The following is a 13996-nucleotide window of genomic DNA, read 5'->3' as shown; positions in this document are numbered from 1 at the left end:
GCAAACAACCTCGGAGCAGATCCGAGAGCCGTTGTTATCGCAACTGTTATCGCAGGTTCCTGTGCATATGCAACACCGATCGGTATGCCGGCAAACACCATGGTAGTCGGTCTTGGAGGATACAAATTCAAGGACTATGTGAAATCCGGTCTGCCGCTGATCCTGGTATCCTTTGTGATCTGTATGATTCTGTTACCGATCCTGTTTCCGTTCTATCCGTAAGGAGAGAAACTTTTGAGTTACTGTTCACTTTGTGACCAGCAACACTTTTAATTAAGTTCATTCCCTTCTGCACTGACCATACAGTGAAGGAGAAATGATAAATAAGCCAAAAAAGCCATCTTAACCATTAATCAGCCAAAATTAATGATGAAACAACCAACAAAAACCTATGTAACTAAAAAACATTAAACCATCGAACCATATCAGGAGGTAAATCATGACTAAGGAAAATGGAGTTAAAGTATTAACAGACATGGTAGCAGATTTTGTTGCCCATATTGGAAAAAAATTACCGGATGACGTAGTTAATAAACTTGAAGAGCTTGGTTCACAGGAAACAGCTGCACTTCCAAAGGTTCTTTATGAGACAATGACAAAGAACCAGGGTCTTGCTGTAGAGCTGAACCGTCCAAGCTGTCAGGATACAGGTGTTCTTCAGTTCTGGCTGAAATGCGGAACAAATTTCCCGTATATCAATGAGCTGGAAGCACTTCTGAAAGATGCTGTTGTTCAGGCTACTTTTGCAGCACCGTTAAGACATAATTCCGTTGAGACTTTTGATGAGTACAACACAAAGAAAAACGTTGGTAAAGGAACCCCGACTGTATGGTGGGATATTGTTCCTAACAGCGATAAATGTGAGATCTACGCATATATGGCAGGCGGCGGATGTACCCTTCCGGGAAAAGCAATGGTTCTGATGCCGGGGGCAGGATATGAAGGTATTACAGATTTCGTTCTTGATCAGATGACAACCTACGGACTGAATGCGTGTCCTCCACTTCTTGTTGGTGTTGGTGTAGGAACATCTGTAGAGACAGCTGCTCTGAACTCCAAGAAAGCGCTGATGCGTCCGATCGGTTCTCACAACGATAACGCAAACGCAGCAAAAATGGAGAAGCTTCTCGAGGATGGTATCAATGCCATCGGCCTTGGACCGCAGGGTATGGGCGGAAAGTATTCTGTAATGGGTGTTAACATTGAGAATACTGCACGACATCCATCTACCATCGGTGTTGCAGTAAATGTTGGATGCTGGTCCCACCGTCGTGGACATCTGGTTGTAAATCCGGATCTTACAGTAACCTGTGATACTCATTCCACATGGAAATTTAATGCTTAATATAAACGGAGGGAAAAATCATGATCGAAATCAGAGGAGATAAAAAAGTTCTTATTACACCTATAAGCGCAGAAGACCTGGCTGATATCAAAATCGGCGATATTGTATGGCTGGACGGAGATCTGATGACCTGCCGTGACGTTGCTCACCGTCGTCTGGTTGAGTATGGAAGAGAGCTTCCGTATGATATCCGCAACAAAGCGATTTTCCATGCCGGCCCGATCGTTCGTAAGATCGAGGGTACAGAGGATGATTATGAAATGGTTTCTGTAGGACCGACAACTTCCATGCGTATGGAGAAGTTCGAGTATGAGTTTACAAAACTGACTGGTGTCAGAGTGATCGTTGGTAAAGGTGGTATGGGCCCGAATACGGAGCGTGCTTGTAAAGAGTTCGGTGCGATCCACTGTGTTTTCCCGGCTGGATGTGCAGTTGTGGCTGCTACAGAGGTTGAGAAGATTGTTGAGCATCACTGGGATGAGCTTGGTATGCCTGAGACTTTATGGTGCAACAAGGTTAAAGAATTTGGGCCGCTGATCGTATCTATCGATGCACAAGGACGTAACCTGTTTGAGGAGAACAAGGTTGTATTTAATGAGCGTAAAGAGGCTGCCAAGCAGGCAATTTATCCTGAGGTTAAGTTCATTAAATAATATTGGATATTGAAAAAATTTTTCGGGATATCTGAAATAACGAGGCTCTGCCATGAGAGCTTCGGGAGTGACTGGTGATTGTGAAATTGAATTAACAGCGTGATATAAAAAAGAGAGATGTCCGGCAGATCATATAATGTGGTCTACAGGATGTCTTTTTTTGTTGCTTTTTGTTGTTTCTTGGGGTTTTTATGTTTTACAGGGGTGAGGGGGTGTGATAGAATATAAGCGTTGCAGCAGGCTGGTTATTAAGGTATTATCTGGTATGGATCTTGCGCAGTGAAGGTGGATCGTGGATATCTGCCTGACAATATTTTCAGAGAGGATGAGGTATGAGGTTTATGGGGGATTTTTTGAAGAACATTAACTGGAAGCATGTTCTGATCATGTGTATCGGAAATGTTTTTGCAGGTATGGGGATTGGAATTTTCAAGCTTGCCGGGCTTGGAACGGATCCGTTCAGTGGAATGAATATGGCGGTTGCGGATATGATTGGTATGGCGTATGGTAATTTCCAGCTGATTGTAAATATTGTGCTGCTGATCATTGAGATTGCTTTTGGCAGAAGGTTCCTGGGGATCGGTACGGTTGTGAATGCGGTTTGTCTGGCTTATATTACTACTTTCTTTTATAATATTTATACTGGTGTTTTTGGATTGGAGCTTGTGGCGCTGCCGGTACGTTTGGTGGCACTGTGTGTGGGTGTTGTGATCTGCTGTCTGGGACTGTCGATGTATCAGATGCCGGATGAGGGGGTTGCGCCTTATGATAGTCTTTCGCTGATCATGACAGAGAGATGGCCGAAGATTCCTTATTTCTGGCACAGGATGTCTAATGATGTGCTTTGTGCGCTGATCTGTTATCTGACTGGTGGTGTTGTGGGTATTGGTACACTGGTGACGGCTTTTGGGCTGGGACCGGTGATCCATTTCTTTAATAGGGTTTTTACCGGGAAGCTGCTTGCCTGGGTTGATGGTGAGTGAGTTTGTAGTTGTATGGGGTGAGCTGAACTGGCTGCGGGATGTGGCTGGTTCGGCTTTTTTTGGTGAAAAGGGACGCCCGTGAGGCGTGTGCTGCCTGCCGCCGGGGCTTCGTCGGGGGCTGGCTTCTAGGCTGCCGGGAATCTGCTAAAAGCGTTTTACAAAAGTCCGAACTCGCGTCTTGCAGCCGCTCAGACAGCGGACCTTTGTAAAACAACGCAGATTTCCGCCAGCCAAGAATCAGCTCCCCTCCTGCAGAGTCCGGCGACAGGCAGCATACGCCTCACGGGCTGGCTTTTCAGGGCGGTAGGGTAGTGTGGCTGCTCGGGAGTTGGATGAGCTATCAGTGCTTCGCTGGATAGCTGGGAGGAAAGGCTGATTTTGCAGTAAGTGGCCGAAAAAAATTACCGATGCGAATATCCACTTGACTGGATCTCTTTACCTTGACATCTTCCGTGAGAGTATGCACAATAAAGGTATCATAAATTTGCCAGACAGAGATAAAATATGAAACAAGAGTAATAAACATGCAGAACATTTTCATCGTAGAAGACATGCCAGATCAGACTTGTCTGTTAAGAAGGATGAAACCGCAGGAAAGGAGAAAACTATGAAAAAGAAGCTTCTGAAAAAATTGATGGTCCTTGCGCTGTCCGCAGTAACTGCCTTCAGTGCGGTACCTGCAGCAACGGTAACAGCAGCAGGTAATCCTTATCCTACAACACAGGATGTGGATCGAGATGGCTTATACGAGATCCCCTGCACACGCTTTGCATGGCAGTGCGTGTATGACAGACAGGGAATCGCATTGCCTGCATGGGGAAATGCGGTAAGCTGGTGGCAAAATGCTATCAATCAGGGCTATGCAGTAGGAAATGAGCCTGTTCCCGGTTCTATTGCTGTATGGAGCGGAGATTATTACGGACATGTTGCTTATGTAACAGCTAATCTTGGAAACAACAGATTTACGGTAGATGAGGGAGGAAGAACGGACAAAGATCAGACTTCCTCTCATGGAGTTGCATATGGATATACACTGACCAATGCAGTCGGAGGAAGGCGCCCTTATGATTCCAACAAGGTGCTGCTTGGCTTTATCTATCCGGGCGTTCGTGTACCGGGCAAGCCATATGTGAGTGTGAATCCGGGAAAAGCGAATCAGACCACAACGTTTTCCTGGAATGCAACAAGCTATGCCAGATATTATGATGTATATGTGTATAAAGCAGGAGAATCCAATCCGACGCAATTTCAGTATGGAGTGAATGGAACAAGCTGGTCCTGCACATTGCCGGCGGGGAATTACAGGGTAGCGGTGGCATCTGTGAATCATGCACAGTATGCATATACATTTTCGGATTCTGTGAATTTCACTGTCCAGGCAGCTCCGGTCACACATACACATAACTATCAGAGAGTAACAGTAAAGGCAACCACCACTGCCAACGGATATACACAGGAGCAGTGCAGCTGCGGAAGTATACAGAATAAACAGATCATCTATTATCCGAAAAAAATACAGCTTTCCAGAACAAGCTATACTTATAATGGAAAAGTAAAAAAGCCAACGGTAAAGGTTACAGACAGCAACAACAGGGTGATCAGTGCAGACAACTATACAGTTACCTATTCTGCCGGAAGAAAATATGTTGGAACTTATCGGGTAACAGTTCGGTTTAAAGGCAATTACTCGGGAACCGTTATAAAAACCTTTAAGATCACCGGAAAAGCTCATAAACACAGCTACAAAAAACAGGTGAAGAAAGCAACTACATCCAGGAACGGATATGTGCAGTATCTTTGCTCCTGCGGTGCAGTGACCGGAAAGAAAACCATCTATTATCCGAAGACAATAAAGCTTTCTGCCACAAGCTATACATATGACGGAAAAGTAAAAACACCGAAGGTAAAAGTAACCGGTGCGAATAAAAAAACCATCAGTTCCGGCAATTATAAGGTGTCATATTCCCGTGGAAGAAAAAATGTTGGTACTTATAAGGTAACGGTGAAGTTTAAGGGGAATTACAGCGGAACCGTAACAAAGACCTTTAAGATCAAGGCGAAACCTAAAAACTGGGTTTATGTGGATACGCTTCCCAAGAATATTACTTCCGATAAATATACGATCCAGTATAAACACACCTATCAGAAAACAACCTCCAGCTATGTCAACGATGGTGGTGTTTATGAGTCTGTAAGACCACTGGAGACATCTGCTTCCAGACAGCTGGTGGGCTATTATTACTATCATTTCTGCGGACCGAATACCGGAAAGAATGTAAACTTCGCACAGACGGGATCTTATGTACATTTTGACAGTGTGGCAGCCAGTCAGGTAACCGTAGCTGCTTCCGGCGCAGATGGAGATGACCCGAGTATTACCTATTATCTGCTGAACTGGAACGGGAACGGCAGCCGGGTATGGTGCTCCAGCGGAACTACCTGTAACGGCGCCTACGGAAGCCACGGAGCCAGAGGCCAGGCCTGGTACCGCATGAACCAGTACCAGAACAAAAAACTCCAGACTCAGACCACAACCTCCGAAAGTGATTGGACAACCGGTAAAGACAGCACAGCAGTAAAAACCGTTTACCGTTATAAAGCAAAATAGATCATAGATCAGTCATAAATCAGAAACTCCCTCATGTATCAGAAAAAACTGATATGTGAGGGAGTTTTTTTGCAGAAGGATATTTGTAGTCTGCGCCGTATCTGGTTGATTGCCATAAAATATTGTGTCGAAATACAGAGAAACAACAGGAAGGAAAAATCTTGGATGTAAGACAAAAATATGATATTCTATAAGTATCTTATAAGACTTATTCTAGCCGTATGGCATTCACAGATGTTTCAGATCTGAAACGAAAGTTCCATTTTTATCAGACAAGGAGAAGATTAATTGAATACGAAATTAAAGGCTTATTTTCCAATGATAAGAACCCGCGAGGAGATTTTGCGGGACATTCAGCAGAACATAAATCTGACAGAGAGATTTTATAGCTGGAAAGAAGAACAGCGAGAGGAATTTCTGGATTTCTGTACGGGAGTGAAGGGGGTGAAAATGCTGTATGATGCATTTTTTAAGGAAATTATGAATCCGGAAACAGTACCGGAAAGATTAGAGGATTTTCTTGAAGTATTGCTTCAGAGAAAGGTGAAAATTATCGAAGTTTTACCAGGAGATTCTACAAGACTGGCAGATGAGCAGTCTCTTTTGATCATGGATATTCTGGTACGATTTGATGATGGTTCATATTGTAACGTGGAAGTGCAAAAAATAGGTTACGCTTTTCCTGGGGAAAGATGCGCATGTTATTCTTCTGATCTATTATTAAGGCAATATAAAAATGCCCGAAGTACCAGAAAAGAGAATTTTTCCTATAAGGATATAAAAAGTGTATATACAATTGTACTGATTGATAAAAGTACAGGAGATTTTCATAAATATAAAGATAGATACTGCCATATTTTTCAACAGAGATCAGATACAGGATTGGAACTTAATCTGCTTCAGAAATATGTATTTCTTCCGCTTGACATCTTTCGTGAGAATATGCACAATAAAGGTATCACAGATAAACTGGATGCATGGCTGGCATTTTTGAGTATGGATTCTCCGGAAGTAATCGTGAAATTAATAAAAAAATATCCGGAGTTTACGGTCATGTACGAGCACATATATAATATATGCCGGAATGTGGAAGGGATGATGGAAATGTATTCAGAGGAATTAAAGATTCTTGACAGAAACACAGTGAAGTATATGGTTGATCAGATGCAGGAGCAGATTGATAATCAAAAGGAGAAAATTGCAGCTCAGGAAAAAGAAATTCAGATGTTAAAAAGAAAGCTTGAAGAACAGAAATAAAATATAAGATCAGAAACTCCCTCATATATCAGAAAAAACTGATATGTGAGGGAGTTTTTTTGCTTAAAAAACGGCTTATTTATTTAGATTATAGTTGGTAAATTTCACAGAGCACAATACTCTGTTTCTATAAAAATACCATAAATTTTTCGGAAATTCAAGGTGCAAGTTCCTGAAAACCGGCTTTTTTATCGTGGTTTTTCGCCATATTTTACGGATAATATAGGGCGCAAATATTGTGGTGTCCGAAAAAGGACACTATTCGCCGTCAGTGTCATCGTCAGAGGATAAAAGACCGGCGGATAAAAACTCTTATTTGTGAACAGACTATAAGATTCAGCATAACAGGAGGAAAGATCAATGAGCAGAAAAGGAGAAAACATTTACAAAAGAAAAGACGGACGATGGGAAGCCAGATATATCAAAGAGCATCGGATAAACGGAAGGATACACTATGGCTACTGTTACGGAAAAACATATCATGAAGCCAGAGATAAGGTCAATCAGGCACGTTATGCGCTGATGAATGATCAGCTTCTGCCCGTGAGAGGAAAACGGAATCGCTTTGCAGATTACTGTAATGAATGGCTGTATCTGAAACGAAGCAGCGTGAAACCATCCACTTTTGTAAAATATACAACGATCCTGGAAAAATATATCAGGCCTGATCTCGGGCAGTATTTTTCAGAGGCTGTTTCAGAAATACTTGTAGAACAATTCAGCTACAGGCTTGTCCATGAAAGAGGATTGTCACCAAAAACAGTGCGGGATATCCTTTCCGTGCTGCATTCCATTCTGAATTATACAACAAAGCAGAATCCACTGGCAAAACCGGTGGATATCGTATACCCCAGGCAGGATCGAAAAGAAATGCGTGTGCTGACCTGTGAAGAACAGAAAAGGTTTACGGAATATCTTTTACAGGACATGGATCCGTGTAAATTTGGGGTTTTGCTGGCATTGTTGACAGGATTGCGCATCGGAGAAGTATGTGCTCTGAAATGGGAAGATATTTCTCTGGAAAATAAAGTCATCTTTGTACGTCATACCATGCAGCGCCTGAAAAATCTCAATCCTGCAAGTGAAGAAAGGACCCGGATCATAACCGGGGTTCCTAAAAGTGGAAGGTCGGTAAGGATAATCCCCATGAACCAGGATATTGAAAAGCTCTGTAACAAATGGAGAGCAGATGATCTGGAAGCATATGTTCTGACCGGAAAAGCAGGGTATTTCCTAGAGCCCAGAACCCTGCAGTATCGCATGAGGCAATATACGAAAGATTGTAATCTGAAAAATGTTCATTTCCATACTTTGCGGCATAGTTTTGCGACACGGTGTGTGGAGGCCGGATTTGAGATCCGCAGTCTTTCGGAGATCCTGGGGCACTCCAGCACACGGATCACACTGGAATGTTATGTACATTCATCCATGAACCTGAAACGTAAAAATATGGAAAAACTGAAGATCGCAGATACCGTGGAAAAAGAATTTCCGGGAGCCTAAGTTTTTTAATAAACCGTCAAAAACCGCCGTCAGAGAAGAAAGAACCGTTGAATTTACACGGATCGCAGGGAATCTTTCACAGAGTATTGTGCTCTGCGAAAGAGCAGAAATACCGGCATGGACATGTAATGAGCAGTGCCTGTTTTTGACTGCCATAGCATACAAGAAGGAGGTTTGAAGTATGATACATAATCATTCATCTGGAAAACACCGTCTGTGGAGGAAGATCCTCGCAGTCTGTATTGCGTTTGCGATGATCTGCAGTGTTTCCATCTCAGCGTTTGCGGTAGAGGCCAGCAGTGAAACAGCCAATGAAAATGCTGAAACAGTACAGCCCGGATCAGAGGAGGAAGCAGAAGAGCTGACAGCCACAGAAGCGGAAAATGAGCAGTCGGTGGATGAATCGCAATCGGAAGAACCTGCGGTGACAACCGGAGATGAAAATACAGAGGAACCGGCAGATGTTATCGAAGCTCCATCTGAAGACACAGAAGAACCAACAGAGCCATCTGCAGAACCCGGCGAAGACACCGAACAACCCGCCGACCCCACTGTAACTGAGCTGCCGGAAGAGCCGACAGTTACGGAAGAGCCGAGTGTGACACCGGCGGAAGATGTGGATTCATCATCGGATGAGGTGCAGGATGTGGAGATGGAAGCGCAGGCGGCTAAATGGCTATGGCTAACAGCGACGCCTATACCTACAACACCAGCAGCATATTCTGGAAAAGCTGCGATTTATTATCTTTCTGACCCGGTAGGAGATCCATGGACAAATGATACAGGAGCATGGGCTCCATCAACGGAAACCAGTAACACTTTAGGAAGTATTAATACAGATGGGGCAACCTGGGAAGATGGTTATGTAGAAGATACAGTTTACAAAAATAAGAATATTAAATCAAATGTGTCGAAGTATATTGTCTCATGGCCGGATGGAAGTACAGGCACAACTTGGACAGTAAAGAGTGGAAATACGACTACTGATTCATATTTTACATTTATATTGAATTCAATCTGGGAGAATTACAAAAACACAATCAGTAAAGATACGGGAATTGATATTGATAGTCTTGACAAATCAGATATTCTTGAAATTAAATTAACTCCCCGTAAAATTTCACGTGATAACGGTGGAACATATCCGTACCATATAGACTGTGCATTAAGTATAAAAAGTAAAAAAGCATTTACTGCAAAATTCTGGGTAAAAGAGCCAGGTGCGACGGATTACACACAGGTTTATGCGAAAAACTATAAAACAGGTGATTATGTTGATAAAACAACAAAAGTTGCGATAGGCAGTACAAAAGATGTCAATGGATTAACCTACATTCTGGATGGATGGTATCCGGAAAGGGATCCAGAAGGAAATGATAGTAGCTCAAAAATCCTAGATGCAGGGTGGCCATATTCACCAAATGACGCAGAGTTGGCAGACGGTACCGTAAACTTCTACGCCCATTACACACTGCTTTATACATCAGTGAATATTAAAAAGCTTGTAACCGGAAGTATGGGAGATAAGAGTAAAAAATTCCATTTTACAGTTTCTGTAAAAAATGGAAATACGGATCTTTCATTTAAAATCAGTGATAAACCGTATTCAGGTTCAGCAGAAACTTCACTGTCTGATAAAGAGACAATAACATTGACAGATGTTCCGGTTGGAGCAACGGTGATAATTATAGAGGATGATTATAATAGTAGCAGATATAAGACTTCCTATAAGATAGACGGTAATTCTTCTGTTGAGAGTAGCAAGGCGAAAATAACCTCTATTTCGAGAATGGATAATAATGTGGCGCATCAAGTTGAATTCACCAACAACAAAGAAGCCATTCCGGACACAGGCGTGGATCTTAACTCAACACCATACATTCTGATGTTAGGTATTATGGCTACCGGAGCGGGTGTACTGTTGTTCGGGCGCAGGAAGCGTTGGAGCTGAAGGCGGTTGTGATGAAGAAGAAACAGTCAGGGAAAAAAGGAAATCGTGAGCCAAAAGCAGAGCAGTTTCCACAAACAGAGGCGTTAAATCATGAGCACGAAAAACTGAAAGAGTGGTTCCTGACAGTCAGGTTTCGGAAGGTGCTGTTTGGCGGAGTGGATGAAGTTCATCTCTGGAAAAAGCTGGAAGAGCTGAATCAGATTTATGAAACATCCTTAAGCGCAGAACGTGCACGGTATGATGCACTGATCGCTGACCATCAGAAAAGCTGTGATGCCATGATTCGCAAATATAAGGAACTTGCTGAAAGAGGGACTACCGGACAGGATACAAATGTCTGAACTGTTCACAGGATATAGTTCCAGAGAAGAGGTGCGGAGGTGATGCGTGCTGAAAAAGATCAAACCTGTTCTCAGACAATCCGGAAAAGAAGATATTCTACAGAAATAAAGGAAGGCTACATCCGTCTTTTCTGGCGGATCGTGTTGATCGTGGCCGTTGGCTGGCTGCTGTTTACACAGGTTTTTCTTATAGGCCAGGCACCGGATAATGAAATGTTCCCGGCAGTGGAAGCCGGAGATCTTCTCATCGGTTATCGGCTGGAACAGAATCTTGAAAAAGAAGATGTTGTCGTGTATGAAGCCGACGGCAAAACTCACGTAGGGCGTATCCTGGGATGCGAAACTGATGTGATCACAATGGATGACACAGGAACGCTTCTCGTAAACGGAACAGCCCAGACAGGAGAAATTGCATTTCCTACATATGCAAAGGAAGGGATCACATATCCCTATACAGTTCCGGAAGGCAGTGTGTTTATTCTGGGAGACTACCGGACTCATGCAAAAGACAGTCGTGAATTCGGCCCCATTTCTACAGAGGATGTGAAAGCAAAAGTGATCACCATACTCCGAAGAAGAGAACTGTAAAAAAGTAACGGTTCTCTCATTTCTGAGAGAACATAACAACAAATGTATAAGCTGCTTTTTATGAGCTTATAAATAAATTTATATTTCTAGGAGGATTTTCTTATGAAAAAGACAAAGAAACTGTTAGCATGTTTGATCGCAGCAGCCACCATGTTTACCATGGGAAGTACGGCGTTTGCGGCAGAGACAGAAGAAAAATTACCAAGCGATGTAGGAACTGTAAAAATTACTAAGCAGTACACACTCGAGAATAACGGAACAGAATCTCCGGCTGAAACATTTTACTTAACACAGGAAAGTAAAAAAGTTGAAGATGGTGAAGCTGCAGAAGCGCCAGACCTTGAAAAATTATCAGGTGATGAAAGTAATTATGTTGCAAAAGTTACTTTTTCTAAAGGTGGTGCAGGCAAATCAGGAGAGTTCGTTGTCACTTTACCAACATATAACAATGTAGGTAAATATAGTTATGAACTGAAAGAAGTTGACGGAAAAACAGCAGGAGTTACCTATCGTACAGATAAAATCAAATTAGTTGTTACTGTTATTAACGGAAAAGATGGCAAGCTTATACGTCAGGTAGGTGTTCATGCAGAAAAAGACGGAAAAGATGTAAAATCATCAAGCTTTAATGATAATAAATATTCCGCAGGAACATTAAATGTTACTAAAAAAGTTACTGGTAATTCAGGCGATAAAAATAAAAAATTCCATTTTACAGTTACATTAACAAAACCTGAAAATAAAGAAGTCAGAAGTGATATTACAGCAACAGTTGCAGGAACCAGTCAGACAAATCCTAGTTTAGATTGGACAAAAGGAAGTTGCACATATGGGTTTGACTTGGCAGATGGAGAGACTGCATCTTTGGGGAACATCCCATATGGTGTGACATATACAGTTGCTGAGGATGACTACAGTACCAATGGTTACACTACAACAATGTCAGGAAATAGTGGTGAAGTAAGCAAAGCTGAGCAGACAGCAGCATTCACTAACGATAAAAACAGTGACAACATCGACACCGGCATCAACCTCACAACCCTCCCATACATCCTCGTATTCGCAGGTGTGATCGTAATCGCAGGTGCAGTATTTATCACCAGAAGACGTAAATACGAAGATTAATGATCATCCAGGCAGCAGAGAGGAGGCATTATGAACGCATCTAAGTTTTTCCTGAAAGCAGCCAACTCTCTGGTTACTGCCATTGTAGCATTGTTTCTGATCCTGGCGGCGGCGTATTCCGGGTATGCACTCTGGGATAACGCACAGGTCTATGGCGCTGTGGACGACATCCAGTCCCAGCTCTTAAAACTGAAACCCGACCCGGAACAGAAAGACGGAGGCACTTCTTTTGAAGAGCTCCGCAAAATCAATCCGGATGTCTGTGGATGGATCACACTGGACCACACAAAGATCGACTATCCGATCCTTCAGGGAGAAGATAACCTGACTTACATCAACACCGATGTATACGGTGATTTTGCTTTGTCAGGAAGTATCTTTCTGGATTCCGGCTGTGACAGGAATTTTCGGGGGAAATATTCTCTCCTGTATGGTCATCACATGGCAGAGCATAAGATGTTCGGAGATCTGGATCTTTACAGAAAAAAGAAATTTTTCAACAAAAGCACCACAGGTACGTTGATTCTGCCTGACCGTTCCTACAAGCTGGAAATTTTTGCATGTATGCAGGTTTCCGCATCTGAGGAGTCTATTTTTGCAACGGGAAAATGGCAGGCGGACACCAGCGGACTTGTGGATTTTGTCAGAAAAAACGCGGAACATGTCCATCAGCAGACAATGGATAACATTGGAAAGTCCGAAGATTTTTCCCAGATACTGGCAATGTCAACCTGCTCTTCGGAATTTACAGATGCAAGAACAGTTCTTCTGGCGGTAATGAAACCTTATTCGCCGGAGACGTAAGGAGGGGATGAAGACGAATATACGAAAATTTCCGGCAGTGCTCCTGCTTGCGGTTCTGTGCCTGACAGTTTTTCCGATTTCAGCTATGGCAGCTGGAGTTGCGGAAGTAAAGATTCCTGTCAGCGTGGAATTGTCAGGTGAGAAGCCATCTCCGGACGAAACTTATACGATCATTCTTCAGGGTGAGGACGAAGCACCCATGCCGGAAGAAAATACGATCACGATCACAGGTGCGGGGAAAGCAGAATTTCCTGCAGTGGAATATGCTGTTCCTGGCGTATACACTTACAGCGTTTCCCAGCAGCCTGGAAAGCTGGAAAACGGACATTATGACAATACCGTTTATTATGTGAAAGTAACAGTAACGAACGGAGAGTCCGGTGATCTGGAAGCAGTTGTGGCTGCACATACCGATGCACAGATGAACAGCGAGAAACAGGATATCGGCTTTGTGAATTCCTACGATCCTGTGGATACGCCGACACCTGTACCGGAAAATACACCGACACCACTTCCGGAAAAAACTCCGACTGCAGTGCCGACCAGAACTCCGGCAGCGACCATAACGAACACGCCGATAAAACCTGACAGCAATCCGCCTGCTTCCGGAACTTCTTCCTATACGGGAACTTCTTCCTATACAGGAAATACTGGTTCCAGTCATGTAAAAGCTATGCCAAAAACAGGAGATAACACAAACATTGCAAAATGGATCGCAGTGATCTGCGTTTCCGGATGCGTGGTATTACTGGCAGCAGTATTTGTCAGAAGAAAAAAGAAAACGGATAAATAACAGGATCCGGACAGCGGTGCGGCAGGAAAAATTTCTACCGCATCG

Annotated in this window: 12 protein-coding genes and 1 pseudogene; all 13 read left to right on the top strand. The window is 43.1% G+C overall.

The window, feature by feature from the left end; translation table 11 throughout:
* Positions 1 to 222: pseudogene (locus tag AB5026_RS10510) on the top strand (SLC13/DASS family transporter); the annotation flags it as partial.
* Between the two features lie 217 nt (positions 223 to 439).
* Positions 440 to 1345, top strand: a complete 906-nt coding sequence (gene ttdA / locus AB5026_RS10505; RefSeq protein ID WP_021651209.1) for a L(+)-tartrate dehydratase subunit alpha — start codon at positions 440 to 442, stop codon at positions 1343 to 1345.
* A gap of 20 nt (positions 1346 to 1365) precedes the next feature.
* A complete protein-coding gene (gene ttdB / locus AB5026_RS10500; protein ID WP_021977663.1) occupies positions 1366 to 1998 on the top strand; it encodes a L(+)-tartrate dehydratase subunit beta in 633 nt (210 codons plus the stop codon).
* 341 nt (positions 1999 to 2339) lie between these two features.
* Positions 2340 to 2981: a YitT family protein gene (locus tag AB5026_RS10495; protein ID WP_015526420.1), complete on the top strand. Its 642-nt coding sequence runs from the start codon at positions 2340 to 2342 to the stop codon at positions 2979 to 2981.
* A gap of 607 nt (positions 2982 to 3588) precedes the next feature.
* Complete coding sequence (locus AB5026_RS10490) at positions 3589 to 5589, top strand: CHAP domain-containing protein (protein ID WP_368213285.1); 2001 nt, start codon at positions 3589 to 3591, stop codon at positions 5587 to 5589.
* Positions 5590 to 5877: 288 nt separating this feature from the next.
* Positions 5878 to 6846 carry a PD-(D/E)XK nuclease family transposase gene (locus AB5026_RS10485; protein ID WP_110925825.1) on the top strand — a complete coding sequence of 323 codons (969 nt, stop codon included), beginning with the start codon at positions 5878 to 5880 and terminating at the stop codon, positions 6844 to 6846.
* 360 nt (positions 6847 to 7206) lie between these two features.
* Entirely contained in the window at positions 7207 to 8349 is a 1143-nt protein-coding gene (locus tag AB5026_RS10480) for a site-specific integrase (RefSeq protein WP_059086590.1), read from the top strand.
* 181 nt (positions 8350 to 8530) lie between these two features.
* On the top strand, positions 8531 to 10300 hold the full coding sequence (locus tag AB5026_RS10475) for an LPXTG cell wall anchor domain-containing protein (protein WP_368213284.1): 1770 nt from the start codon (positions 8531 to 8533) through the stop codon (positions 10298 to 10300).
* Positions 10301 to 10311: 11 nt separating this feature from the next.
* Positions 10312 to 10641: a hypothetical protein gene (locus AB5026_RS10470; RefSeq protein WP_161209597.1), complete on the top strand. Its 330-nt coding sequence runs from the start codon at positions 10312 to 10314 to the stop codon at positions 10639 to 10641.
* A 42-nt stretch (positions 10642 to 10683) separates the two neighbouring features.
* On the top strand, positions 10684 to 11229 hold the full coding sequence (lepB, locus tag AB5026_RS10465; RefSeq protein WP_161209599.1) for a signal peptidase I: 546 nt from the start codon (positions 10684 to 10686) through the stop codon (positions 11227 to 11229).
* Between the two features lie 102 nt (positions 11230 to 11331).
* On the top strand, positions 11332 to 12354 hold the full coding sequence (locus AB5026_RS10460) for an FctA domain-containing protein (RefSeq protein ID WP_368213282.1): 1023 nt from the start codon (positions 11332 to 11334) through the stop codon (positions 12352 to 12354).
* 30 nt (positions 12355 to 12384) lie between these two features.
* Positions 12385 to 13158, top strand: coding sequence for a class B sortase (srtB, locus tag AB5026_RS10455; RefSeq protein ID WP_092072940.1), 774 nt, complete (start codon positions 12385 to 12387; stop codon positions 13156 to 13158).
* Positions 13159 to 13165: 7 nt separating this feature from the next.
* Positions 13166 to 13951, top strand: coding sequence for an FctA domain-containing protein (locus AB5026_RS10450; RefSeq protein ID WP_092072937.1), 786 nt, complete (start codon positions 13166 to 13168; stop codon positions 13949 to 13951).
* The last annotated feature ends 45 nt before the right edge of the window (positions 13952 to 13996 follow it).

The organism is Blautia sp. RTP21359st1_E11_RTP21359_211015, assembly GCF_040910705.1.
GTDB classification, from domain to species: domain Bacteria; phylum Bacillota; class Clostridia; order Lachnospirales; family Lachnospiraceae; genus Blautia_A; species Blautia_A fusiformis.
The sequence above is the reverse complement of the archived record's forward strand: the minus strand, read 5'-3'. Positions and strand labels throughout refer to the sequence as shown.

Bases quoted from the DNA above. Each gene is read 5' to 3' on its own strand.
- ttdA (WP_021651209.1), top strand. From the start codon at position 440: ATGACTAAGGAAAATGGAGTTAAAGTATTAACAGACATGGTAGCAGAT.
- ttdB (WP_021977663.1), top strand. From the start codon at position 1,366: ATGATCGAAATCAGAGGAGATAAAAAAGTTCTTATTACACCTATAAGC.
- AB5026_RS10495 (WP_015526420.1), top strand. From the start codon at position 2,340: ATGGGGGATTTTTTGAAGAACATTAACTGGAAGCATGTTCTGATCATG.
- AB5026_RS10490 (WP_368213285.1), top strand. From the start codon at position 3,589: ATGAAAAAGAAGCTTCTGAAAAAATTGATGGTCCTTGCGCTGTCCGCA.
- AB5026_RS10480 (WP_059086590.1), top strand. From the start codon at position 7,207: ATGAGCAGAAAAGGAGAAAACATTTACAAAAGAAAAGACGGACGATGG.
- AB5026_RS10475 (WP_368213284.1), top strand. From the start codon at position 8,531: ATGATACATAATCATTCATCTGGAAAACACCGTCTGTGGAGGAAGATC.
- AB5026_RS10470 (WP_161209597.1), top strand. From the start codon at position 10,312: ATGAAGAAGAAACAGTCAGGGAAAAAAGGAAATCGTGAGCCAAAAGCA.
- lepB (WP_161209599.1), top strand. From the start codon at position 10,684: ATGCGTGCTGAAAAAGATCAAACCTGTTCTCAGACAATCCGGAAAAGA.
- AB5026_RS10460 (WP_368213282.1), top strand. From the start codon at position 11,332: ATGAAAAAGACAAAGAAACTGTTAGCATGTTTGATCGCAGCAGCCACC.
- srtB (WP_092072940.1), top strand. From the start codon at position 12,385: ATGAACGCATCTAAGTTTTTCCTGAAAGCAGCCAACTCTCTGGTTACT.
- AB5026_RS10450 (WP_092072937.1), top strand. From the start codon at position 13,166: ATGAAGACGAATATACGAAAATTTCCGGCAGTGCTCCTGCTTGCGGTT.